Annotated in this window: 21 protein-coding genes; 6 read left to right on the top strand and 15 right to left on the bottom strand. The window is 42.3% G+C overall.

Going from position 1 to position 22,354, the window contains the following annotated elements:
- Nucleotides 1–63 precede the first annotated feature (63 nt).
- Both D0907_RS03220 and D0907_RS03215 read left to right on the top strand, forming a co-directional pair.
- Nucleotides 64–951 (top strand): LysR family transcriptional regulator, encoded by an 888-nt coding sequence (locus tag D0907_RS03220; protein ID WP_065978067.1) that lies wholly within the window; start codon nt 64–66, stop codon nt 949–951.
- Nucleotides 952–1,080: 129 nt separating this feature from the next.
- Entirely contained in the window at nt 1,081–1,701 is a 621-nt protein-coding gene (locus tag D0907_RS03215) for a 2OG-Fe(II) oxygenase (protein ID WP_036970936.1), read from the top strand.
- On the opposite strand, the gene ubiA is transcribed toward D0907_RS03215, so the two are convergent.
- Together ubiA and D0907_RS03205 are read right to left on the bottom strand one after the other, a co-directional pair.
- The gene (gene ubiA / locus D0907_RS03210; protein ID WP_036970938.1) at nt 1,702–2,580 is read right to left on the bottom strand and encodes a 4-hydroxybenzoate octaprenyltransferase; all 879 of its coding nucleotides are present in this window, start codon (nt 2,578–2,580) and stop codon (nt 1,702–1,704) included.
- The gene (locus D0907_RS03205; RefSeq protein ID WP_065978007.1) at nt 2,577–3,122 is read right to left on the bottom strand and encodes a chorismate--pyruvate lyase family protein; all 546 of its coding nucleotides are present in this window, start codon (nt 3,120–3,122) and stop codon (nt 2,577–2,579) included. The genes ubiA and D0907_RS03205 overlap by 4 nt, the downstream gene beginning before the upstream one ends.
- A gap of 166 nt (nt 3,123–3,288) precedes the next feature.
- Between D0907_RS03205 and D0907_RS03200 the strand changes: the two genes are divergently transcribed.
- On the top strand, nt 3,289–3,696 hold the full coding sequence (locus tag D0907_RS03200) for a flagellar basal body-associated protein FliL (protein ID WP_036970946.1): 408 nt from the start codon (nt 3,289–3,291) through the stop codon (nt 3,694–3,696).
- 33 nt (nt 3,697–3,729) lie between these two features.
- Here the strand turns inward: D0907_RS03200 and glpG are convergent, their stop codons facing one another.
- The 6 genes from glpG to D0907_RS03170 all read right to left on the bottom strand — a co-directional run bounded on the left by glpG (nt 3,730) and on the right by D0907_RS03170 (nt 8,960).
- Nucleotides 3,730–4,545, bottom strand: a complete 816-nt coding sequence (gene glpG / locus D0907_RS03195; protein ID WP_118844007.1) for a rhomboid family intramembrane serine protease GlpG — start codon at nt 4,543–4,545, stop codon at nt 3,730–3,732.
- The gene (glpE, locus tag D0907_RS03190) at nt 4,542–4,859 is read right to left on the bottom strand and encodes a thiosulfate sulfurtransferase GlpE (protein WP_065978005.1); all 318 of its coding nucleotides are present in this window, start codon (nt 4,857–4,859) and stop codon (nt 4,542–4,544) included. The genes glpG and glpE overlap by 4 nt, the downstream gene beginning before the upstream one ends.
- Before the next feature lie 55 nt (nt 4,860–4,914).
- Complete coding sequence (gene tdh, locus D0907_RS03185) at nt 4,915–5,940, bottom strand: L-threonine 3-dehydrogenase (RefSeq protein WP_036970956.1); 1,026 nt, start codon at nt 5,938–5,940, stop codon at nt 4,915–4,917.
- Nucleotides 5,941–5,994: 54 nt separating this feature from the next.
- The gene (locus D0907_RS03180; protein WP_118844006.1) at nt 5,995–7,191 is read right to left on the bottom strand and encodes a glycine C-acetyltransferase; all 1,197 of its coding nucleotides are present in this window, start codon (nt 7,189–7,191) and stop codon (nt 5,995–5,997) included.
- A 150-nt stretch (nt 7,192–7,341) separates the two neighbouring features.
- Nucleotides 7,342–7,902 (bottom strand): D-glycero-beta-D-manno-heptose 1,7-bisphosphate 7-phosphatase, encoded by a 561-nt coding sequence (gene gmhB / locus D0907_RS03175; RefSeq protein WP_036970962.1) that lies wholly within the window; start codon nt 7,900–7,902, stop codon nt 7,342–7,344.
- The gene (locus D0907_RS03170) at nt 7,902–8,960 is read right to left on the bottom strand and encodes a glycosyltransferase family 9 protein (protein ID WP_036970965.1); all 1,059 of its coding nucleotides are present in this window, start codon (nt 8,958–8,960) and stop codon (nt 7,902–7,904) included. The genes gmhB and D0907_RS03170 overlap by 1 nt, the downstream gene beginning before the upstream one ends.
- A gap of 125 nt (nt 8,961–9,085) precedes the next feature.
- Between D0907_RS03170 and D0907_RS03165 the strand changes: the two genes are divergently transcribed.
- Nucleotides 9,086–9,808 (top strand): 3-deoxy-D-manno-octulosonic acid kinase, encoded by a 723-nt coding sequence (locus D0907_RS03165; protein ID WP_118844005.1) that lies wholly within the window; start codon nt 9,086–9,088, stop codon nt 9,806–9,808.
- Here the strand turns inward: D0907_RS03165 and hldE are convergent.
- Genes hldE through D0907_RS03150 form a run of 3 tightly spaced genes read right to left on the bottom strand, consistent with a single transcriptional unit; the run spans nt 9,798 to nt 13,298 of the window.
- The gene (gene hldE / locus D0907_RS03160) at nt 9,798–11,237 is read right to left on the bottom strand and encodes a bifunctional D-glycero-beta-D-manno-heptose-7-phosphate kinase/D-glycero-beta-D-manno-heptose 1-phosphate adenylyltransferase HldE (RefSeq protein ID WP_036970970.1); all 1,440 of its coding nucleotides are present in this window, start codon (nt 11,235–11,237) and stop codon (nt 9,798–9,800) included. The genes D0907_RS03165 and hldE overlap by 11 nt on opposite strands.
- Nucleotides 11,237–11,827, bottom strand: a complete 591-nt coding sequence (locus D0907_RS03155) for a D-sedoheptulose-7-phosphate isomerase (RefSeq protein ID WP_036970972.1) — start codon at nt 11,825–11,827, stop codon at nt 11,237–11,239. The genes hldE and D0907_RS03155 overlap by 1 nt, the downstream gene beginning before the upstream one ends.
- Before the next feature lie 28 nt (nt 11,828–11,855).
- Nucleotides 11,856–13,298 (bottom strand): capsule assembly Wzi family protein, encoded by a 1,443-nt coding sequence (locus D0907_RS03150; protein WP_244223139.1) that lies wholly within the window; start codon nt 13,296–13,298, stop codon nt 11,856–11,858.
- A 165-nt stretch (nt 13,299–13,463) separates the two neighbouring features.
- On the opposite strand from D0907_RS03150, the gene waaA reads away from it, so the two are divergent.
- Both waaA and D0907_RS03140 read left to right on the top strand, forming a co-directional pair.
- A complete protein-coding gene (gene waaA, locus D0907_RS03145) occupies nt 13,464–14,735 on the top strand; it encodes a lipid IV(A) 3-deoxy-D-manno-octulosonic acid transferase (RefSeq protein WP_118844003.1) in 1,272 nt (423 codons plus the stop codon).
- A gap of 28 nt (nt 14,736–14,763) precedes the next feature.
- Nucleotides 14,764–15,285, top strand: coding sequence for a DUF1415 domain-containing protein (locus D0907_RS03140; protein WP_036971769.1), 522 nt, complete (start codon nt 14,764–14,766; stop codon nt 15,283–15,285).
- 36 nt (nt 15,286–15,321) lie between these two features.
- On the opposite strand, the gene D0907_RS03135 is transcribed toward D0907_RS03140, so the two are convergent.
- From D0907_RS03135 to purL, 4 genes are all read right to left on the bottom strand, one after another.
- On the bottom strand, nt 15,322–15,657 hold the full coding sequence (locus tag D0907_RS03135; protein WP_074988845.1) for a YdbL family probable chaperone protein: 336 nt from the start codon (nt 15,655–15,657) through the stop codon (nt 15,322–15,324).
- A gap of 9 nt (nt 15,658–15,666) precedes the next feature.
- Entirely contained in the window at nt 15,667–15,849 is a 183-nt protein-coding gene (locus D0907_RS03130) for a YnbE family lipoprotein (protein ID WP_036970983.1), read from the bottom strand.
- A complete protein-coding gene (locus D0907_RS03125; RefSeq protein WP_118844002.1) occupies nt 15,842–18,319 on the bottom strand; it encodes an intermembrane phospholipid transport YdbH family protein in 2,478 nt (825 codons plus the stop codon). Before D0907_RS03125 ends, D0907_RS03130 begins: the two co-directional genes overlap by 8 nt.
- Nucleotides 18,320–18,432: 113 nt before the next feature.
- Complete coding sequence (gene purL, locus D0907_RS03120; protein WP_118844001.1) at nt 18,433–22,317, bottom strand: phosphoribosylformylglycinamidine synthase; 3,885 nt, start codon at nt 22,315–22,317, stop codon at nt 18,433–18,435.
- Between the last annotated feature and the right edge of the window lie 37 nt (nt 22,318–22,354).

Here is a 22,354-nt window from a genome sequence, read left to right as displayed (position 1 = left end):
ATGTTAGGTATTATTATTTTAACTCAATGTAAGGGCTTACTTAATAAAAAGGGACTATATAAAGTGAGATTTGAACAACTTGAACAATTCGTTGCACTCGGCGTACTCAGACACTTCCGCCAAGCTGCTGAAAAAACCCAGATAAGCACTTCAGCGTTAACTCGTAGTATTCAAACACTTGAAGATGAAGTGGGCTATGAACTCGTTACTCGCTCTACTCGTTCTGTAAAGCTAACCAAAGAAGGTGAACTTTTCCTCGAGTACGCACAACAAACACTTAATAATTTAGAAGAAACAAAAAAACGTTTATTCGAGTCATTAAATGGTTGTGAAAACGAAAAGCTCGTTATCGGCTACACAACTAAAGCAAGTGCAGTTGTACCTGTGTCGTGTGGGCAATTTTTAGCACAGTACCCACATGTTAAAATTGAAATGCAGTTGCAAGAACAAAGTGAGTTAATTCGCAAACTGCAACTTGGTGAAATTGATATCAGCGTTTGCTCACAAGCCATGAATAGCATTGGTAGTGATATCCATTTGCCTGATCAGCTAATTTTATTTGTATCAAAAAATCATCCAATTGCTAATAAAACAGACATTAGCAAGAAAGACTTAACAGACTATCCAATGTACAGCTGTTTTTCACAATCGAAGCCGGTTCAATCGATGCTAAACGAAGCAATTGATTCATTCAATAAATCAACCAGCGTTAAGGTCGGTAGTATTGAACAAGTTATGGAAGGCTTGAAAAAGTCAAACCATATTGCGATTGCGAGTATTGAGCATGCCAACAGCGTTTCTTCAGACCCTGAATTGCTAGTATTAAAAACCAATAAAGGAATCGCTCACGAACAGTTAGTAATCCAAACTAATCAACAAATTAATGAAAACTCGCACGTGAGTTATTTATTAGATCTTATTGAAAAAACAGCATTATCTAGCCACAACTAAATGCACATATCAAGCTGGCTTGACTACGTTAGGCCAGCTTATACATCCTCATTGTTTTACTGCATAAAAAGCGTGCATGTAATTTTTTTTCAGATACACTTACGCACCTTTTTTTGATTGTGCATATGAATGACCGCGCAGCTTATTTCCAATACTTATTTAAATGCAATTGAACACACTGGTTATGCCATTGTTGAAAACGCAATTGATGAGCAGTTGATAAATGATTTAATTGCAGATTGTTACCGAATTAATCCCCATTTTCATGTTGCAGGTATCGGTAGGTTAAACGATCAGCAAATCGATAAAACGGTACGCAAAGATAAGACCTTTTGGTTTGATAGCTCAAGCCAAGCGCAAATAACTTATCTCGCAACCATGGAAGCAATTAAGACCCAGTTAAATAGAGAGTTTTTCTTGGGCTTGTTTGATTATGAATGCCACTATGCGAAGTACCAACAAGGTGACTTTTATAAAAAGCATTACGATGCCTTTAAAGGACGCTCAAACCGTATTTTTACAACGGTTTGCTACCTAAATAGCCCCGCGTCTGGCGGCGAGTTGGTTATTTATAAACCTAAAAGTAAAGACATTGAAGTGGTCATAAAACCGAAGGCAGGCACATTAGTCATGTTTGAAAGCGAACGCTTTATGCATGAGGTATTACCCGCAGACGATGTGCGTTATTCAATTGCTGGTTGGTTCAGAAAAAATGCCTCAATAAGCGGTATTATCGACCCACCGCGATAATCAAAACGGTAATGGCAAGGATGCTACAAGGCCAATAAAAATAACCAGCCCGACATAATGATTATTTAGAAACGCTTTAAAGCAGTGCTCTCTGTCGCGATAGTGAATAAGCGTTTGCTGGTAAAGTAAAAATCCAATCGCCGCTATTAAGCCTAACCAATAAGGCATATCAAGCTGATTGCTTATGCCAATGTAACTGAGTATCGCAATGAATAGCGCATTCAGTAAGAAAATAATATGCCTGTCAAAACGTGCAAATAAGATAGCCGTTGATTTAACACCAATCTTTAAATCATCATCACGGTCAACCATGGCGTACATGGTATCGTAAGCCACAGTCCACACGAGGTTTGCAATAAATAACAGCCACGCTTCAATTGGCACTGAGCCAATTGAGGCCATGTATGCCATTGGAATAGCCCAACTAAATGCGGCTCCTAGTACCACTTGTGGTAATTGGGTATAACGCTTCATAAACGGATAGCAAAATGCCAACGCAAGAGCCCCCAAAGAGAGCAAAATCGTCGACCACCCCAGCATTAAAACTAATCCAAATGCCACGGCAATTAACAACACAAATAAGCTCAACGCCTCACCACTGGACACTCGCCCTGCGGCTAGCGGACGCGTTGCTGTGCGCTTTACTGAACCATCAATTTTACGATCAGCAAAGTCATTGATAACGCAGCCTGCACTTCGCATTACAAACACCCCTAAACTAAACACCACAAAATTTAATAAGCTTGGTGCTCCCTGATTTGCAAGCCATAACGCCCAGTACGTTGGCCAAAGCAATAGCAAAGTACCAATCGGCTTATCTGTTCGCATAAGTTGTTTGTAATAAGGAATGTGTGCGATTTTTAATGCAGCTAGTTTCATAAGTAAATATAAGCCTCTGGCAGAAAAACTTCGGCCACTAAAAAATGGGCATTTGACAATGAAAATACACTTCGTCTTCCCCACAGTGGTTTAGACTCTTTGCCAAGCACAGCTAATAAAGTTTGAATAGTGTGCTGCTCATTAAACTCTGCCACTTCTATCTCTGTACGAGATAAGCTTGGGTCTTGAAAAATAACATCCCCTAATGGCCGTGTTCCCATACTTAGCAACTGCTGCTTTTTTAAGGTATCATCTGCGGGTAACCAGCTTTGTGCATAAACCATTGGTTTATCATCACATAATAGTAGCACTTCGCGGTTAAGCGCTTGGCTCAACGGCGTATTTAATAAAGCTTGTTGCTCCTTTGTAAGATCAAAAGGGGCTTCATTGAGCACTTTAACCGAAAAGTGTTGGCAATGACGCTTAAGCTTGGCCGTCAATGACCCTGCTTCAAGCAACCAACCTTGCTGCTGTTGCGTTAAATGAGGGTATGCCGAAGCAGGCTGCCAATGCGCAGCTAACGAAACTGGGAATGTAATCACAACGACTCAATAATTATAAAAACCGCGTAAATGATATCACTGCAACCCGTTTCGAAAAAGTCATGATTTAATCTCTACATGGGTTAAAAAACAGAGAACAACCTGTATCTTAAGTTAATTTGGGTATAGACTAAAAACCATTGAATAGGTGGGATATTCTTAAACTATGAAAAAGTCATTGTTATCAATTTACTTGATTAGCATGCTCGTTATTGGCGCTACGACAAGTTTCTCGACACGCGCAGAATCAAATGTCGGTTACTTCGGTTTTGAGCCTGACATTATCACCAATTATATTGGCCAAGGAAATAAAAAACTGGGTTATGTACGGATCACTGTTGATCTAATGCTTAATGATATTTCTGATATTGGTGTGGTTGAGCACCATACTCCACTATTGCGTGATGCGATTGTCGAGATACTGTCAAAAGAACCTGAAGAAAATATCAAGTCGCTCACGGGCCGTGAAGAAATTAGAAAGCGCTGTACAGAAAAACTCAAAGCACTGTTAAAGCAAGAGACTGGACAAGAAATAGTACGTGAAGTGTTGTTTACTAAGTATTTATACCATTAAACGTGACGGCAAAGGCCGTCACGTATAATAAAACTACTTACGCGACAATAGTTTATCTGACATGGCGTAAGCCATACCCGCAATAAGCCCTGCTAAATGTGCCCAGTTCGCCATCCTAACCGGCAACATATCCACAAAGCCTAAAATCAGCCACACCAACATAAAGCCAACAATACTGTTGCTAACAAGCGGGGGTAGTTGAGGTCGCATTACACCGTAAATCCAACAGAAACCGAGCAAACCATACACAACACCACTGAGCCCACCAAAGTTCGGACCAACTACTAAAAACTGTGCCCAATTACTGATAAATGCCGTCACTAAGAAAAGCCCAACTAAGGTTAATTTACCACTGCGTTTTTCTATGTCATTACCCAGTGTCATCCACCAAATCAGGTTAAAAATGAGGTGGATAGCGCTGAAATGAACAATCGCAGGGGTAAACCAGGTTAGCGGCTTAGCAGGGTTAAATTGCAACATACCATAAAGAGTTTCAAACCCACCCAGTAAAAACGCCACAAAAATAGCGATTGAAACTAAGGTCACAGTACGGTTTAACCAGCTCAATGCTTTAAAGCGTGCTTTTAGGTTAAGTGACTGGCCTTGATATAACAACGGCGACTCAGTACTGCCAACTTGCCACGATGCTTGAAGGTACTTTTCGTCATTTGGATTCGCGGTGAACGCTTGCCACAGTGGCTGAGCTTGATGAAAATGCTCAGGAGCAACACAAATAATCACTGTCTTACCATCGTGTGAGCGCAGTTCACCCTGCAAGCCTTTACTTTTAATGTAATCGATAAAGCCTTGCGCGGCGCGAGGATTATTAATGCTGCCCAATTCAATCATCGTTCAATGTGCTCCGGTTGTTGTGTCTGCCATGCTGTAAAGCCGCCATCCATACTGTAGACGTCTTCAAAGCCTTGCTCTACTAAATAGCTTGCTGCGCCTTGAGAACTTACGCCATGATAGCAAACGATAATAATAGGCTGATCAAACTCTTTGTTCATCATAAACTCACTGATATTAGCATTTGATAAATGCTCAGAACCAGGGATATGCCCAGCTTGAAATGAGTTAGGGTCGCGAATATCAGCAATCACCACATCATTTTTATCTAATAATGCAAACGTTTCACTGACTGAAATATGTTTATATGACATAACACTCTCTAAACTAAAAAGGCGGCCGAAAGCCGCCTTATCACACTCTACGGTATTAATCCCAGTTTAGGATTACTTTACCTGATTGGCCTGAAATCATTGTATCAAAGCCTTCTTGGAAATCATCCACTGAGAATTGATGCGTGATAATTGGATTAAGGTCAAGACCAGACTGAATTAGACTCGCCATTTTGTACCACGTTTCAAACATTTCTCGGCCATAAATACCTTTGATAATTAAGCCTTTGAAAATAACTTGATTCCAATCAACTGCCATATCTGATGGTGGAATTCCCAGCATGGCAACTTTACCACCATGATTCATGTTATTTAACATGCTGTTGAATGCAACCGGTACACCTGACATTTCAAGACCAATATCAAAGCCCTCGGTCATGCCGAGCTCTTTCATAATATCTTCTAGGTTTTCATTCGCAACGTTTACAGCGCGTGTCGCGCCCATTTTACGCGCTAAATCTAGGCGGTACTCGTTTACATCAGTAATCACTACATGACGCGCACCGACGTGCTTAGCAACCGCTGCTGCCATGATACCAATTGGACCCGCCCCGGTGATAAGGACATCTTCACCAACAAGATCAAACGACAACGCTGTGTGTACTGCATTCCCGAATGGGTCAAAGATTGATGCTAATTCATCAGAAATATTATCTGGAATTTTAAATGCATTGAATGCAGGGATCACGAGGTATTCGGCAAATGCACCTTCACGGTTCACACCCACACCTGTTGTGTTACGGCATAAATGCACGCGACCAGCGCGACAGTTACGACAGTGACCACAGGTAATATGGCCTTCACCAGAAACACGATCACCCACTTGGAAACCACGTACTTCCTGACCCATATCAACCACTTCACCCACGTATTCGTGGCCAACAACCATAGGTGTTGGAATAGTGTTTTGTGCCCATTCATCCCATTTATAAATATGGACATCTGTTCCACAAATTGCTGTTTTGCGGATTTTAATAAGCAGATCGTTATGGCCAACCTCAGGTTTTGGCGCATCGGTCATCCAGATCCCTGGTTCTGCTTTTAATTTAGATAATGCTTTCATGATTTACACTCAATTAAAAAAACCGAAGCAGGTGCTTCGGTTTAGAAAATAAAATTAGATAACACCCATTTCTTTACCAATACGGGTAAAGGCAGCAATTGCAGTGTCTAATTGCTCTTTTGTATGAGCCGCAGAAATTTGCGTACGAATACGTGCTTGGCCTTTAGGTACAACAGGGAATGAGAAACCTGTTACATAGATACCTTCAGCAAGTAACTTGTCAGCCATCATCGAAGCGACCTTCGCATCGCCAAGCATTACTGGAATAATCGCGTGGTCTTTACCTGCGCAGGTAAACCCTGCTGCTTCCATTTGCTCACGGAAGTAATGAGCGTTATCCCATAATTTAGCGCGAAGTTCGCCACCGTTACTCAACATTTCAAGTACTTTGATTGATGCTGTAACAATTGATGGAGCTAATGAATTAGAAAAAAGATATGGACGTGAACGCTGACGTAACCACTCAACAATTTCTTTTTTGCCTGATGTATAACCACCTGATGCGCCGCCCAACGCCTTACCTAATGTGCCGGTAATGATATCGACACGGTCTAATACGCCACAGTATTCAGGTGTTCCTTTACCGTTTTCACCCACAAAGCCCACGGCGTGAGAATCATCAACCATAACTAATGCATCGTATTTATCAGCAAGGTCGCATACTGCTGTAAGATTACAAATAACGCCATCCATTGAAAACACACCGTCAGTGGCAATAAGCTTGGTTTTTGCCCCGGCTTCATCAGCTGCAATTAATTGCTTCTCTAAGTCGCTCATATCATTATTAGCGTAGCGGAAACGTTTTGCTTTACATAAACGAACCCCATCAATGATAGAAGCATGGTTTAACGCATCTGAGATGATGGCATCATCTGGGCCTAAAATTGTTTCAAATAAGCCTGCATTAGCATCAAAACACGATGAGTAAAGGATCGTGTCTTCTGTTTCTAGAAACTCAGAAATTTTGTGCTCTAATGTTTTATGAATATCTTGAGTACCACAGATAAAACGCACTGAAGCAACACCAAAACCATGATCGTCAAGGCCTTGTTGTGCGGCTTTTATTAGCTCTGGGCTATTTGCAAGACCTAAGTAGTTATTTGCACAGAAATTGATAACTTTATCACCTGATGCAACTTCAATTTGAGCTTGTTGCTGTGAAGTAATAACACGTTCGCTTTTGTATAAACCCTCAGCTTTTACTTCATCTATTTGTTGCTGAAGCTGAGTGAAAAACGCAGATGCTCTCATCTGAAATCTCCAAATAATCTTTTAAGTAATCAGAGCCGATTAGCTGTGACTGTGAAATTTGCGCCTATTGTAAAAGCTTAGGCGAACAATTGCACTGTTTGTAGTTCGTCGCACAACCTAAATTAGGCGCGGTAGATAGGAAAAAACTGGTCATACCTGCTGTAAGTGTAAAATCAAATTAGGTAATTCAGCTAACGAGTCGCATACATAGTGCGCATGCTGCTCCGTTGACTCTGCATAACTTTGTCCAGAGCGCACTAAAACACGCGTTGCCACATTGGCTCTTTCGCCAGCGAGTAAATCGCCAAGCTTGTCACCAACCATGATACTTTGAGCGGGATCTATGTGGTGCTCTTCAATCGCTTGCAACAACATGCCAGGCGCTGGCTTACGGCATTCACATTCTTGTAAATAGGCAGGCAACGCTTTACTTGGATGGTGTGGACAAAAATAGACATCTAGAATGTGTACGCCGTGTTTTAAAAACTCATTTTTCATCCATTCACTTAAGTGGTGAAAATCTTGCTCTGAATAATAGCCTCGACCAATTCCAGATTGATTCGTCACGATGATAATTTCATAACCCGCATCAGTGAACTTTTTACACGCCGTAAAGACCCCTGGCACAAACTCAAAATCATCTGGTTTGTATACGTAACCATGGTCAATATTTACAACACCATCGCGGTCTAAAAATAGCACTTTACTCATCACAATTGCTCTTTTAATAAAACAAGATCAAACATTAAAGTAACCTCTTCAACACGTATCTGCGCCATTAAATCTGCACCTTTAACGCGTGTCCCCCACGGCAGCTGGTCTGCTGTTTTACCTGTTTGCTCAAGTAAGTTTTGGTGATAAACCTCAACCACATAATTTTGATATAAATAAGGCCCCGTGCGTTTTGGATTTGAGTGAGCGTATAAACCTATCACCGGTGTACCCACTGTAACGGCCATATGCGCAGGTCCTGTATCAGGCGCAAGCACTAATGAGGCACGCTTTAGCACACACAACAACTCTTTAAGCTGAGTTTTACCAACTAAGTTGAGTACAGGCACGTGACTGTGCGCAATAATTTGCTCAGCCAGTTCATTTTCAAGGGGTGTTGGCCCCCCCGTAATCACAACTGAGAATCCTTGATTATGAGCGTAATCAGCGAGCGCAGCATAACGTTCAGGAAGCCAGTTACGCTCTTTTTTACTGGCCGCAGGTGAAATAACAAAAATACGTCCTGCTAACCGCTCAGTACCGAGTAAAGTATCTGCCGTATGTTGATGAGCATCTGTTATTGGCATCTGCCAGCTAGGCTCATACTCTGGTACACCGATTGCTTTTGCAAAACCTTGGAACCCTTCAAGAACATGTGCTTCTGCTTGAGCTGCAATTCGCTTATTGATAAATAGACTATGTAATTCTTTTGAACGTGCCCAATCAAAGCCCACTTTAACTTTAGCAGGTATACAACGTGCAGCAAGATTAGCTCTGAGCGCTACCTGCATATGAAGTAACACATCAAACTTTCGCCCTTTAAAGGTTTCTTTAAGTTGTTTGTATGCTTGCTTACCCTGCTTTTTATCAAATACAACAAACTCAACACCCGGTAAATCAGCAAGCAGCATCGCTTCCACTTTACCAATAACCCAAGTGATTTTCGCATGAGGATGCGCTTTTTGAATTGCTTGCACCGCCGACACCGCGTGACATACATCACCAATAGCCGAAAGCCTTAATATACAAATATCTGAATAGGAGGTTGATTGAGTCACGTGCACCCTTAGCAACAGCAAATAATAGGCGATCTTAAATTAACCTGATGCTATTGCAAGCACTTATGCGAAAAGCTAAAAATGCGGTACTATATAGCTATTCACTGTTTATATTTTAAGTTGTTATGTTCGACACTCAGCATCTGCAAAATTCGACCCTTTTGTGCCACCCTGCATACACTCAGATGCTTACATATGACTGGTTTGATGCTCACTTTTGGCAACAACAAAATAAAATAGTTGGCGCTAAAAAAGGCCGAGCAACGGCCTGGTTTTTTAAGCATGAACAACTGACCGGTGTATTGCGTCATTATTGGCGTGGCGGACTCATAGGCAAACTATTAACGGATCAATATGTGTATGTCGGCTTAGAGCACACACGGGTTTACAAAGAGTTTTCGTTGATGATGCACTTAACTGAGTTAGGCTTAAATGTGCCCACACCTATCGCTGCAAAAGTCACACGAAGTGGTTTTATTTATCGAGGCGATATTATCACCGAGGCAGTAAAAGGAGCACAAAGCCTTTTAGATATTTTGTTGACTCGCCCGTTAACTCATGACGAATTAAAGAATGTGGCCACAACGCTCAGTGAATTTCATAACCGTGGTGTTTATCACGCTGATTTGAATATCAATAATATTCTATTTGACGAAGCGGGTAAGGTCTTTATTATCGATTTTGACCGTGGTGAAATAAGACAGCCCGAAATTGCGTGGCAACAAGAAAATATTAAACGCCTTGCCCGTTCATTTGCCAAAGAACAAGGCCGTAATGAGATAATGCACTGGCAACAAAGTGATTGGCAGTCACTGTATTGTGACTACCAAGCATTGCTTAAGATTTAATTTTGCTGATGACGTTAGACGTCGAGCAACCATTAAGGAACTCAAGCACTTCAACTTTACCGCCATGGCGTAATACATGGTCTGCACCCGCAATTTGATCAACCGTGTAATCACCCCCTTTCACCAGTACATCGGGGCTAATTTGCTCGATGAGCTTAGCTGGCGTGTCACTCTCTTGTGCACTACCAAATGGAATTACCCAGTCAACCGATGCAAGCGCACTGAGAACCATAGCCCGCTCTTCAAGCGGGTTTATTGGACGTTCAGGTCCTTTAAGGCGCGTGATTGATTCGTCATTATTTAAACCAACAACTAAACGATCGCCTCTGGCTTTTGCCTGCGCTAAATAGCGTACATGACCTGCGTGTAGAATATCGAAGCAGCCATTGGTAAAGACAATTTTCTCGCCATTTTGTTTTGCAAACTCGATATGCTGCAACACATCTTCAAATGGCGTTTGATAATGCTCGCCGGTTTGCTGTAAGTACTGACCCAATTTACGACTCAATTCTTCAGGAGATACCGTCGCTGCGCCTAGTTTACTTACGGCAATACCCGCTGCAAGATTAGCAATTTCAACGGCATCTTTAGGTTGCATGCCAGCGCCTAACATCACCGCTAATGTAGCAATTACAGTATCTCCGGCACCAGTAACATCACTGACTTCTAATTGCTGCGCCGCAAAGTCATGCTTCTCAGTTTGACTGATTAACGACATTCCTTGCTCTGAACGAGTCAATAACATCGCCGCAACGCCCGCATCCTCAATAAGCTGGCGCGCACTCTCGGTTAAGCTTTGCTCAGACTCAGTTTTACCACCAGCCAGCTTAAATTCATTCAAGTTTGGCGTAATATAGTCGGCACCACGATACAAATTTAGATCCGATGATTTAGGATCAACAAGAACCGTTTTACCTGCATTTTTAGCCACTTGGATCATGGCTTGAATTAAGCTTAGTGAGCCTTTGTTGTAATCAGAAAATAGTACAAAGTCATAATCATCTAACACTAACTCTAAACGATTCAAAAGCAACTGGCTGTGTTGTTCAGTAAAGGTTTCTTCTAAATCTAGGCGCACCACTTGCTGATGACGACTTATCACGCGCATTTTAGATATGGTGGGTAAATCACAGACGCTAACAAGCTGCGAATCAATTTTCTCAGAACTCAAAATAGTTTCAAGAATTTGCCCGCTCTCATCTTCACCAACAAGCCCTAATAAACCGACCTTACCATCTAAACGGGCAATATTTTTAGCCACGTTTGCAGCGCCACCCGCTTTGTCTTCAAACTTACTGACTTTAACTACGGGCACCGGGGCTTCTGGTGAAATACGACCCGAGTCACCATGCCAGTAACGGTCTAGCATCACATCACCAACAACTAAAATTCGCGCTTTAGATAAGTTTTTAAGTAACGCTAAATCCATTACTGTTGCTCCGCTACAACCATATCAATGGCTTCACATAACCAGTGACCGATAAACATATGTGCTTCTTGAATGCGTGCTGTTTCATCGTTTTTAATGATAATTGGCAGCTTCGCGATATCTTTCACTTTACCGCCGTCACGGCCAGTTAAAGCCACTGTGAAAGCGCCTATTTCATTAGCCGCAGCAAGCGCAAGATTAATATTAGGGCTAGTGCCTGAAGTCGTTAAGCCAATCACTAAATCTTCAGGTTTACACAACGCCTGAACTTGGCGTTCAAACACAGTATCAAAATGATAGTCATTACTGTGCGCCGTTAAAATTGACGTGTCAGTTGTCAATGCGATTGAAGCAAGCGGCCCACGCTCTAACTTATAACGTACAACAAACTCTGCCGCTAAATGCTGCGCATCGGCGGCACTGCCACCATTACCAAACCAAATTACTTTACCACCTGCCTGCAAAGCGCTGTGGCATGCTTCAAGTAATTGCATCACCTCAGGATGATAAGTTTCCATGGTCTCAAACAGCATTTGATGACGATTTAAACTTTCTAGGTAGCTTGCCGCTACAGAATCAAGATTAGACATATAAATTCCTTAAAAAAAACGGCTAGACCTACCAGTATAATGCAACAGATAGCCAAGTATAATTTTCACCAAACACATCTTCGCCATAAGTCAGGGTGGTTTCGAGTGTATGTTCATTCAATTGACGCGTATTGCTCAGTTGAAGTTCAATGGCACTTTCGTATTCTTTACTATAACCGCCAATATCATAATGGTAGTTACTCTCATTTTTAATGCTTGTTAATTTCGCTACCCATAAAGAGCTCAGAGACTCTAAGTAGCTCAGCTCTAATACATGAGTTTGAGATGGAACACCATCTCCGAAATAGCGTTGATCCGCTGCAAAATGTCCTACGACAAAACCATCAACGGTGTTCCCAAAAGTTGGATATATATAATTTTCATACCACAAACTGTGCATATTTGTATGCTCATAGCGTAGCGCAACGGTATCCGTTATTTGTGGGAAGAAAGCACCGATACTATAAGCAATATTGCCGAATTGGTAATTTTGGTGCTCTTTTGTGTCTTCGCCACCGTACTCAAAATACAACTCGGTTGGAAAGCCAAAATCAAAATTGATAGTGCTAGTGATAGATGCAAACTGATCCCCTAGCTCATTATCTGGCCCACCTGCAAGCTCGCTATTATCATTTCCCGCTGGGTCAAAAAATGCATCAAACACATCACCTGCATCAACCTCTCGAGGACCACCACCAAATTGCATCATACGGTTGATGCCAATTTTCCAACCACTTAGGGGTTCTATACTGAAATGCGTACCAGCCAGCTTTGGCGTGCCGCTATGCAGCTCCCCTTGATATAAAATACCGTTTTCCACATGCTCTAATTCAGAATAATACAGCTCAAAGTCAAAATTCCACCAATTATGCGCAGGTTGCACCATACCTAATGAAATAGAAGGGGCTGTTTTTGCATTAGTAGAAATAATTTGAGCTGAATGTTTAAACGGTGAAAACCAATGTTCTTTATAACCAACATTCAGTTGTAAATCATCTCCAGCAAAACTTACAAAAGTATTGTAATTCACAAATTTATTTTGCTTGGCTCTGTAATCAACACCAACTTGTACTAAGGTATAATCGTTTGCACGCCAAATACCTTCAAAAAAGCCTTGGCCCCACTCATCTGAGCTTAAACCACGTTGATTAGCAATTTTCTTCGTAGTATCACCATCGACCTGAAATTTTAGACCCACACGCGTAATAGCATCTTCACGCTGATAGGGTTTAATCTTAGTGCGGATCGCTGCAGCCAAACTTGGCTCTTTATTTTCAAGTTCATTAAGTGCGTATTCTACCTCAGCCAAACGATATGGCTTCGTCATAGGTGTGCCTGAGGTTAATGCAAATAAAGTATCTAATTGATGATCAAGCTGTGCATCCATGCCAATCGGTATGTAAGCGGTGGGTGTTGCCAATAAAGGAGAAGAGCAACTGAGTAACACGCTTATAGCCGTGGCTTTTATCATTTTAAATTTCATAACTATAAAGACTAAATATAAAGTAACTGAAATACTACCAAATTAGCGGCGACGAAACACTTAAAACTCTGCAAGATAACCCTTTTTAACATTTTATATTTAGCTCGATTGGCTAACACGCTATCATAATGTTTTACACTGATAGGCTAACCAATGGCACGTATTTTATATTCTCTCATTTTATACATTCTTAGCCCGCTTATTATTTTCTACCTTTACGCTTTGCGTGGAAAAAAAAATAAAGGCTACCGTGCGCATTTTACACAGCGTTTTGGTGTTTCATCATTACAACAGCATGACGTGGTTATACATTGCGCGTCTGTTGGTGAGGTTTTAGCAGCAACGCCACTTATCAAGGCGCTGCAACAGCAAAATTCGCAGCTAAGTATTTTAGTAACCTGTAATACACCCACTGGTCGTGAGCAAATAAAGAACAACTTTAAAAATACGCTCAGTTGCTGTTATTTACCGATTGATTTCCCGTGTGCCACCAGCCGGTTTTTAAAGCGAATTAAGCCTCGCGTCCTGTGCATTCTGGAAACAGAGTTGTGGCCCAATTTAATGGCGCAATGTAAAAAACGCAATATTGAAGTACTTGTTTTAAATGCGCGGCTTTCAGCTAAGTCGCAGCAGGGGTATCAAAAAGTGATGCCTTTAACAAACGTGATTATGAACTCAATTAGCGCCCTTGCCAGTCATAACCAAGATGATGCTAACCGTTTTATTGAGTTAGGTTTAGCGCCGCAGAAGGTGCGTGTCTTTGGCTCAATTAAGTTTGATATAACCCCCACGCGCGCGCAATTAGATAAAGTCGCCGCTCTTAAAAGCGAATATAACAACGCGCGCTTTATTTGGGTTGCAGGTTCAACCCACCCAATTGAACATGAGCGTGTTCTAAGTGCACATCAGCAGTTGCTCAGTGTAGTACCCGATGCCCTGTTAATTATAGCTCCGCGTCATCCTGAACAATTTGATAAAGTAGCATCACTCCTTAAACATTCAGACATGACTTTTAGTCGTCGCAGCGAGAATAATTATACGAGCCAACAAGTCGTTCTTGCCGATACCTTAGGTGAACTACAATGCCTGTATGGCGTTGCTCGCATAAGCTACATTGGCGGCAGTTTAATTGAACGAGGTGGCCATAACCCACTCGAGTCTGCGGCATTTTCAGTTGGCGTACTAGCAGGTCCTCACACGTATAATTTTGACCATATTTACCCTGAGCTTATAAACGCTGAAGGTGCTAAAACAGTTAACAATGAACAGAACCTTGCCGAAACACTTATCGCTTTAAGTGCCGATAACGAGGCCCTCGTTAAGTTAGGTCAACAAGCCGCAAAATGTGTTGTTAATAATCAAGGTGCTATTCGTAAAACAGTGCAATTAATTGAGCAATTTTTAGAGAAACAACGTGAATCATAACCTGCCAAAAAGCCGTCCCGAACTACAAATGCGCGAATGGGTATCAAGTGTCATTGTGAAATACAACTTTTGCCCATTTGCCCGTAAAGAAGTAGAAAACAACTGTATTCACTATCAAGTCAGTCCGTCAGTAACACTAGATGATGCTGTCATGGATATGCTTGAGCAATGCACGGAACTTGACCACAATGAGCAGCGCGAAACAACTTTACTAATGTTTGAGCAAGGCTTTAGTGATTTTGACGAGTTTTTAGATTTGGTTGACCTAGCCAACGCACTACTGGTTGCACAAGGCTTTGAAGGGAAATATCAAATCGCTAATTTTCATCCCGATTATGTGTTTGCAGATAGTGATGAGACAGATGCTGCAAATTATACAAACCGTGCTCCGTACCCGACACTTCATTTAATTCGTGAAGCGAGTATGAGCGAAGCGCTCGCCAACTACGATGAGCCTGAATCTATTCCTGAGCATAATATTAAACTTGCAAGACGCAAGGGTATCGACTTTTGGCAGCAGCTGTTAAAAAGCTGTATTGATAAAGGCTAAAGCCAGCTTTCGCTGGCTTTTAGCACCTTTAATAGGTTATTTTTTTACCCATTGACCATTCACTTCAATATAGTGACCAGGTTTTGTTTTTTCGATAGTTTTCGCGGCCGCCAATGCCTCTACTTGCGCTAAAGATAAATTGTTCTTTTTGGCAAGTTTCAAGTATTGCTCTTTACGCTTCGCATTGATTTCATCAACCACGGCTTTCGCTTCACTGTTATTGACGACTAATCCGAGATAACCAGAGCTATCTTCACCCACTAATCCTTGGTTTTTAGCCTCATCTAGGCTAATAGCCCAAGCAGAAAATGATAAACAAACAGCACTGATTAAAGTGATCACATTCAATTTTTTAAGTTGGAATTTACGCATGTTTGCTCCTTAGAATAATTCGCTGTCGTCACTGAATAACGTGTCGAGTTCTTTATCCACTTTAACGCGGATTTCGTGATCAACTTTCACATTTAAGTTGATTGTAATAGGTTCTTTTGCTGCTACCTCAACGCGGTGTGTGCAAGCACTTAACAAACCGACGGCTGTTAGCATTACTAACCATTTAGCCATTATTGCTTCCTTTTTTTGCATACTCTTTCTCAACCTTTTGAGTAATCTCATCACTTAAACGCAGTGCTCTTAATAACGTAAACACATTTTCCTCGTGATTATAGTTAAAATTAACGGCTTGCTGCTGTTTTTCATTAAAGCCTTGTAAGTTAACACCTAAGTGCAGCCACCCATCCGGTTTAAGATCAACACTGCTTTTTAATTGTTTAATATCTAAATTCTCTAACAAGCTAAGCGTGGTACTTAGTTCTTGTTGCTGTGCTTTTACCGCTTCAAAACCTGCATTGTTAGTAATCAATAATTTACCATCGCCTTGATTAACCAGTTGCCCTTGCTTAACGGCAATGCCCTGCTCATTTATAATGACAGGCAAGGTCCCTGCTAAGCGCCCAGATAAACTAATACCTGACTCCGCATCCAGCGTTACCAACTTGCTGGCGTCGATGTTTTCGAACTTAATCATTGCAGTTTGGCTTGTTGCAAGCGGGCAAAATTCATTCACAACAAATGCTCCCCCCATCACAAGACCAGTGACATTTGATGTACATGGCTTATTTGCGTCAACCTGTAATAGGCCTTGTAATTTTGTAACCACAGCACCTGCACGCAGTTCATTAAGTGTAAATTTAGTTGGGGCAATATTAAGCTGACCTGAATTAAACTCTCCCTTCACCTCAACGTTAAAATCATTAGCGAGATAATCATTATAAAGCGCACTGAGCTTAGCAATGCGAATATCCCCGCTTGCCTGCAGTAAGTTTACGTCACCTTTTATAAGGCCCGAGATAACGCCATCGGTTAACGTCGCTAGCGGCTCAAACTGCTTTAAAATAGGGTTGAGTTTTGACATAGCTTGTTCAGGTATCACCAACTCAAATGGATGAGCAACCTTAGACATATGATGTGTTATCAGCGCTTCAATACCGTCGACAAAAACATGGTGCGTTGCCTGTAATGCGCGACTTTGAGTTGCATTTGACACCACAGACAAATTCGTTAATGTCAGTTTAGGAGTCACTAGCTTAGCTAATTTACTGGTCGCACTAATATCAGCAAATAACTCTCCCACACTTAAATCACTCTTCACTGTGAGCTCATTTGTTAGTCCCGACATCTGCATATCTTTATAGGTCGCTGACTTTATTGCACTATTGAGTTTCGCTGTTACGTTCTGTGAATCACTGAGATGCACGTTTATTTTAGTTTTTAAATCAGTCACTTTCGCATCAAAAACTTGAGCTCTTTTAACGGATATATCAGCATTGAGATTACCCGCTATAGGACGAGTAAGTATATTCTCAAGCTCTACTTCACCTTTGATACTCACGCCATCCGCTAGTACATCAATAAAATCAGGCAGTGATGCCAGTGAAAGTTGAAATTCAGAGTTAACGCGCCCTGCTTCAATACGAGCCTTCAACATTAGCTTATCTATCTCGTCACTGGTGAAATTTACTACAGCGTGTGAGTAAAGCGTTTTAAGGGGAGCATCTAGCGCTAATTGGGTATTTTTAAACACCAATTGGCCTTGTTTATTACTCGAAGTCAGTTCCAACTCGGGTAAAGAAAGCTGCTTTTGTTGCAGCGCAATGGGTTGTGTAAACTGCACATGCCAAGTAAGGGGGGTGTGTGCTCGTGCAAACTCTTGGTATTGCTGCTGTTCGATTTTATCTAAACAAATAGGTGAAACAACGACTTGACTCTTTAAACCACTCAAATCAGCAGTGAGCTGTTGTTGATTGAGCTGAAATTCAGCCGTTACTTGGCCACGGCTCTGTGCGCTAAAATCACAGTGTTCAATGCTTTGCTTATTTTGCTGATACTGATGTTCATGTTGATAACCGGCAGTAACTGAGCTGGCCACATTGAGTGTTATGCCATCGAACTTAATCTGTAAGTCAGTCGAAAAATGGGCATTTTTTGGCAGCGCAATAAACCTTCCGGCAAGTTCATCATTAAGCATTATATTGGTGACTATCTCACCACCAGTAACCGTGACATCCGCATTAATATCACGGCTGACTGTAAAGTGATTTAAGCGATTTTCTTGCACGGTGACTCTAACCGGCTCGGCGCTAAAACCCGACGAAATATCAAGCTGCTCAATATTTATAAGCGGTCTTTGCTTTGGAAGGTCTAAAGCAAGTTTTTTTAATTCTGTGCGCTGATTGTCGCTTTTTGATAAGGGGCTATTGATCGTAAGGTTGGCACGAGAAATTATAATATGCTGCTTATTAGCACGTATACCCGCAACTTCTAATTGCTGACCTTGATAAGTCAAACACAGCTTTTCGACCTTTAAATCAAGCTTTCTTGTTAGTGACCAATCAATACAATGCAGCTCAATGCCATTAGCACTCAGCACAGGCGTTACGTACCATGAGGTCAGTGGTAATCTAAAAATATAGGCAAGCAGAAAAACCCCGAGCACTAAACCTAACAAGCCTGTAATCGCACGTTTAAACTTCAAAAAACTCTCCTTGCCTTTGCTTCTCAAACCATTATAAACAAAAAGGCCGCACTTAATAGTGCAGCCTTTTTAGTTTAATCGGTTTATATGAACCTAAGTAGGTTACTTAAACTCTAACCCACATTTTTACGTGCGTTGCGGAACATACGCATCCACGGGCTGTCCTCTGTCCACTCATCAGGGTGCCATGAGTTCGCTACCGTACGGAATACACGCTCTGGGTGAGGCATCATAACCGTTGCACGGCCATCTGTAGACGTAATACCTGTGATACCTTCTGGCGAGCCGTTCGGGTTAGCTGGGTATTGCGTTGTTGGGTTACCGTAGTTATCAACAAACTTCACAGCCACAGTGCCTGACTCAAGCGCGGCTTTTACAGCATCGCTGTTAGCAAACTCAGCATGACCTTCACCGTGAGAAACAGCGATTGGCATACGAGAACCGGCCATACCATTAAAGAATACCGATGGGTTTTCTTGTACTTCTACAAGGCTAAAACGTGCTTCAAAACGCTCTGACTTATTCGTTACAAAACGTGGCCAGTGCTCTGTGCCTGGGATCAACTCTTTCAATGTTGAAAGCATTTGACAGCCATTACACACACCTAAGCTGAATGTATCTTCGCGGTGGAAGAAGCTTTGGAACTGGTCGCGAGCCATCTCGTTAAATAAGATTGACTTAGCCCAACCTTCACCCGCACCCAGTACGTCACCGTAAGAGAAACCACCACATGCCACTAAGCCTTTAAACTGCTCAAGTGTTAAACGACCTTCAAGAATGTCGCTCATGTGTACGTCTACCGCTGCAAAACCTGCGCGGTTAAATGCCGCAGCCATTTCTAAGTGAGAGTTAACACCTTGCTCACGTAAGATAGCCATTTTCGGTTTTGCACCTGTTGCAATGTAAGGTGCAGCGACGTCTTCGTTTAAGTCGAAGTTTAATTTAACGTTTAGACCTGGGTCTTTGGCATCAAATTTTGCATCAAACTCTTGCTTAGCACACTCAGGGTTATCACGACGTGCTTGCATTTGGTAAGTTGTTTCTGCCCAAATTGTACGAAGCTCTGTGCGTGTGTGATTAAGCACGACTGCATCACCGCGAGTAAATACCACACGGTCATCGGCATTTAATGCACCAATTTCATGGCTGATAGCCGCTAAGCCGTGATCAGCAAGTACCGCTTTAACTGCGTCTAAATCTGCGTTAGCAACTTGAATTACTGCACCTAGCTCTTCGTTATAAAGTGCTTCGATGTCTGACCCCGTTAAGCCAGCAAGGTCAACCGTTACGCCTGTGTGGCCAGCAAACGCCATTTCAGCGATTGTGGTAAATAAACCACCATCAGAACGGTCGTGGTAAGCAAGTAACTTGTTATCAGCAACAAGCGCTTGCATCGCTTCATAGAAACCTTTTAATAACGCAGGGTTATCAACGTCTGGGGTTACATCACCTAATTGCTTGTAAACCTGTGCAAGGCTTGATGCGCCCAGTCGGTTTTGACCCGCACCTAAATCGACTAATAATAGCGATGACTCACCTTTATCAGTGCGAAGCTGTGGCGTTACTGTTTTACGTACGTCTTCAACGCGACCGAATGCAGTGATGATCAGTGATAATGGAGCTGTTACTGATTTTTGTTCACCGTTTTCATCCCACTGTGTCTTCATCGACATTGAGTCTTTACCCACAGGAATCGTTAAACCAAGTGCCGGACACAACTCTTCACCAACCGCTTTAACCGCTTCGTAAAGACCCGCATCTTCACCTGGGTGACCCGCTGCGGCCATCCAGTTTGCAGATAGCTTGATATTTTCAAGGCCACCGATGTTAGCACATGCAATGTTCGTTAATGACTCAGCCACCGCTAAACGTGCAGACGCACCATAGTTTAGAAGTGCAGCTGGCGTGCGCTCACCCAATGACATTGCTTCACCGTGATAAGTATCATACGTCGCAGCTGTTACCGCACAGTTTGCAACTGGCACCTGCCAAGGACCGACCATTTGGTCACGTGCAACTAAGCCCGTTACCGTACGGTCACCAATGGTGATTAAGAAAGTTTTTTCTGCAATCGTTGGTAAGCGTAATAAGCGCTGTGCTGCATCAGCTGCATCAATTGCCGTGACATCTAATGGCTGCGACTGTGCTTTTTTAGACTCAACTTCGCGGTGCATTTTTGGTGCTTTACCAAGTAATACATCAAGAGGAAGGTCTACAGGATTATTACCAAAGTGACTGTCTTCAACAGTTAAGTGACGCTCTTCAGTGGCTTCACCAATCACTGCGAATTCTGCACGTTCACGTTTACAGATTGCCTCGAAACGTGGGAAATCTTCTGGCGCAACAGCAAGTACATAGCGTTCTTGTGATTCGTTACACCAAATTTCGTGTGGTGCCATACCCGGCTCATCGTTCGGGATATCACGTAGTTGGAATTTACCACCACGGCCACCGTCGTCTACTAGCTCAGGGAATGCGTTTGATAAACCACCCGCACCTACATCGTGAATGAAAGCGATTGGGTTTGCATCACCTAACTGCCAACATTTGTCGATAACTTCCTGACAACGGCGCTCCATTTCAGGGTTTTCACGTTGAACAGAGGCAAAATCAAGATCTTCATTTGATTGGCCAGATGTCATACTTGACGCAGCACCACCACCTAGACCGATGTTCATTGCAGGACCACCTAGTGCAATAAGTTTTGCACCAACTGGGATTTCACCTTTTTGAACATGCTCAGAACGGATATTACCTAAACCACCTGCAAGCATAATAGGTTTGTGGTAACCACGTACTTCTTCGCCGTTATGGCTTGATACTTTTTCTTCGTATGTACGGAAATAACCAAGTAGATTAGGACGACCAAATTCGTTGTTAAATGCCGCGCCACCTAATGGACCTTCTGTCATGATATCAAGTGCAGTAACGATACGGCCAGGTTTGCCGAAATCAGTTTCCCACGGTTGCTCATAACCAGGAATGCGTAAGTTAGATACCGTAAAGCCAACTAAACCCGCTTTAGGTTTAGAACCACGACCTGTTGCACCCTCATCACGAATTTCACCACCAGAGCCTGTTGATGCACCTGAGAATGGCGCAATAGCTGTTGGGTGGTTGTGAGTTTCAACTTTCATCAAAATTTCGATGTTTTCTTGATGATACGCGTACTCACCTTCGTTATTCGGGAAGAAGCGACCCGCTACCGAGCCTTTCATTACCGCAGCGTTATCTTTATAAGCTGATAGTACGTTTTCAGGATTTTGCTCGTAGGTGTTTTTGATCATTTTGAACAATGATTTTGGCTGTTCGATGCCATCAATTGTCCAATCAGCATTAAAGATTTTATGACGACAGTGCTCAGAGTTTGCTTGTGCAAACATGAATAATTCGATGTCGTTCGGATTACGCCCTAACTTTTGGAAGTTTTCTACCAGGTAATCAATTTCGTCATCAGCAAGTGCAAAACCTTGCTCAACATTAGCTGTCGCAAGCGCTTCACGGCCACCACCTAAAATGTCAACTGATGACATAGGACGTGGTTCATCATGACGGAACAGCTTAGCAGCATCAGCCATCTCAGCGTGTGTTGCTTCGGTCATACGGTCATGCAATAACGCAGCAACGTCTGCAAGCTGCTCAGCACTTAACTGACCTTCAACATAATATGCAATACCACGCTCTACACGGTGAACTTGGCTCAAACCACAGTTGTGTGCAATGTCAGTTGCTTTAGATGCCCAAGGCGAAATAGTACCAGGACGCGGCGTTACAAGAATTAACGACCCTGCTGGTGTATGCTCGGCAATAGTTGGACCATAAGTAAGAAGCTTCTCCAGTTTAGTGTGCTCATCAGCTGAAAGCTCAGCAGTAAGATCAGCAAAATGCATGAATTCTGCATAAACATTGGTGACTGGAAGTTGCGCCTGTTGGCAACGCGCTAAAATTTTCTGAACTCTAAAATCGGAAAGTGCTGGTGCACCACGAAGGATCAACATAGGTATTTTCATCCGGGGTTAGGGATTGAACGATATT

Origin of the sequence: Pseudoalteromonas lipolytica (assembly GCF_003515105.1) — a bacterium.
Taxonomy (GTDB): Bacteria; Pseudomonadota; Gammaproteobacteria; order Enterobacterales; family Alteromonadaceae; genus Pseudoalteromonas; species Pseudoalteromonas lipolytica.
The sequence above is the reverse complement of the archived record's forward strand: the minus strand, read 5'-3'. Positions and strand labels throughout refer to the sequence as shown.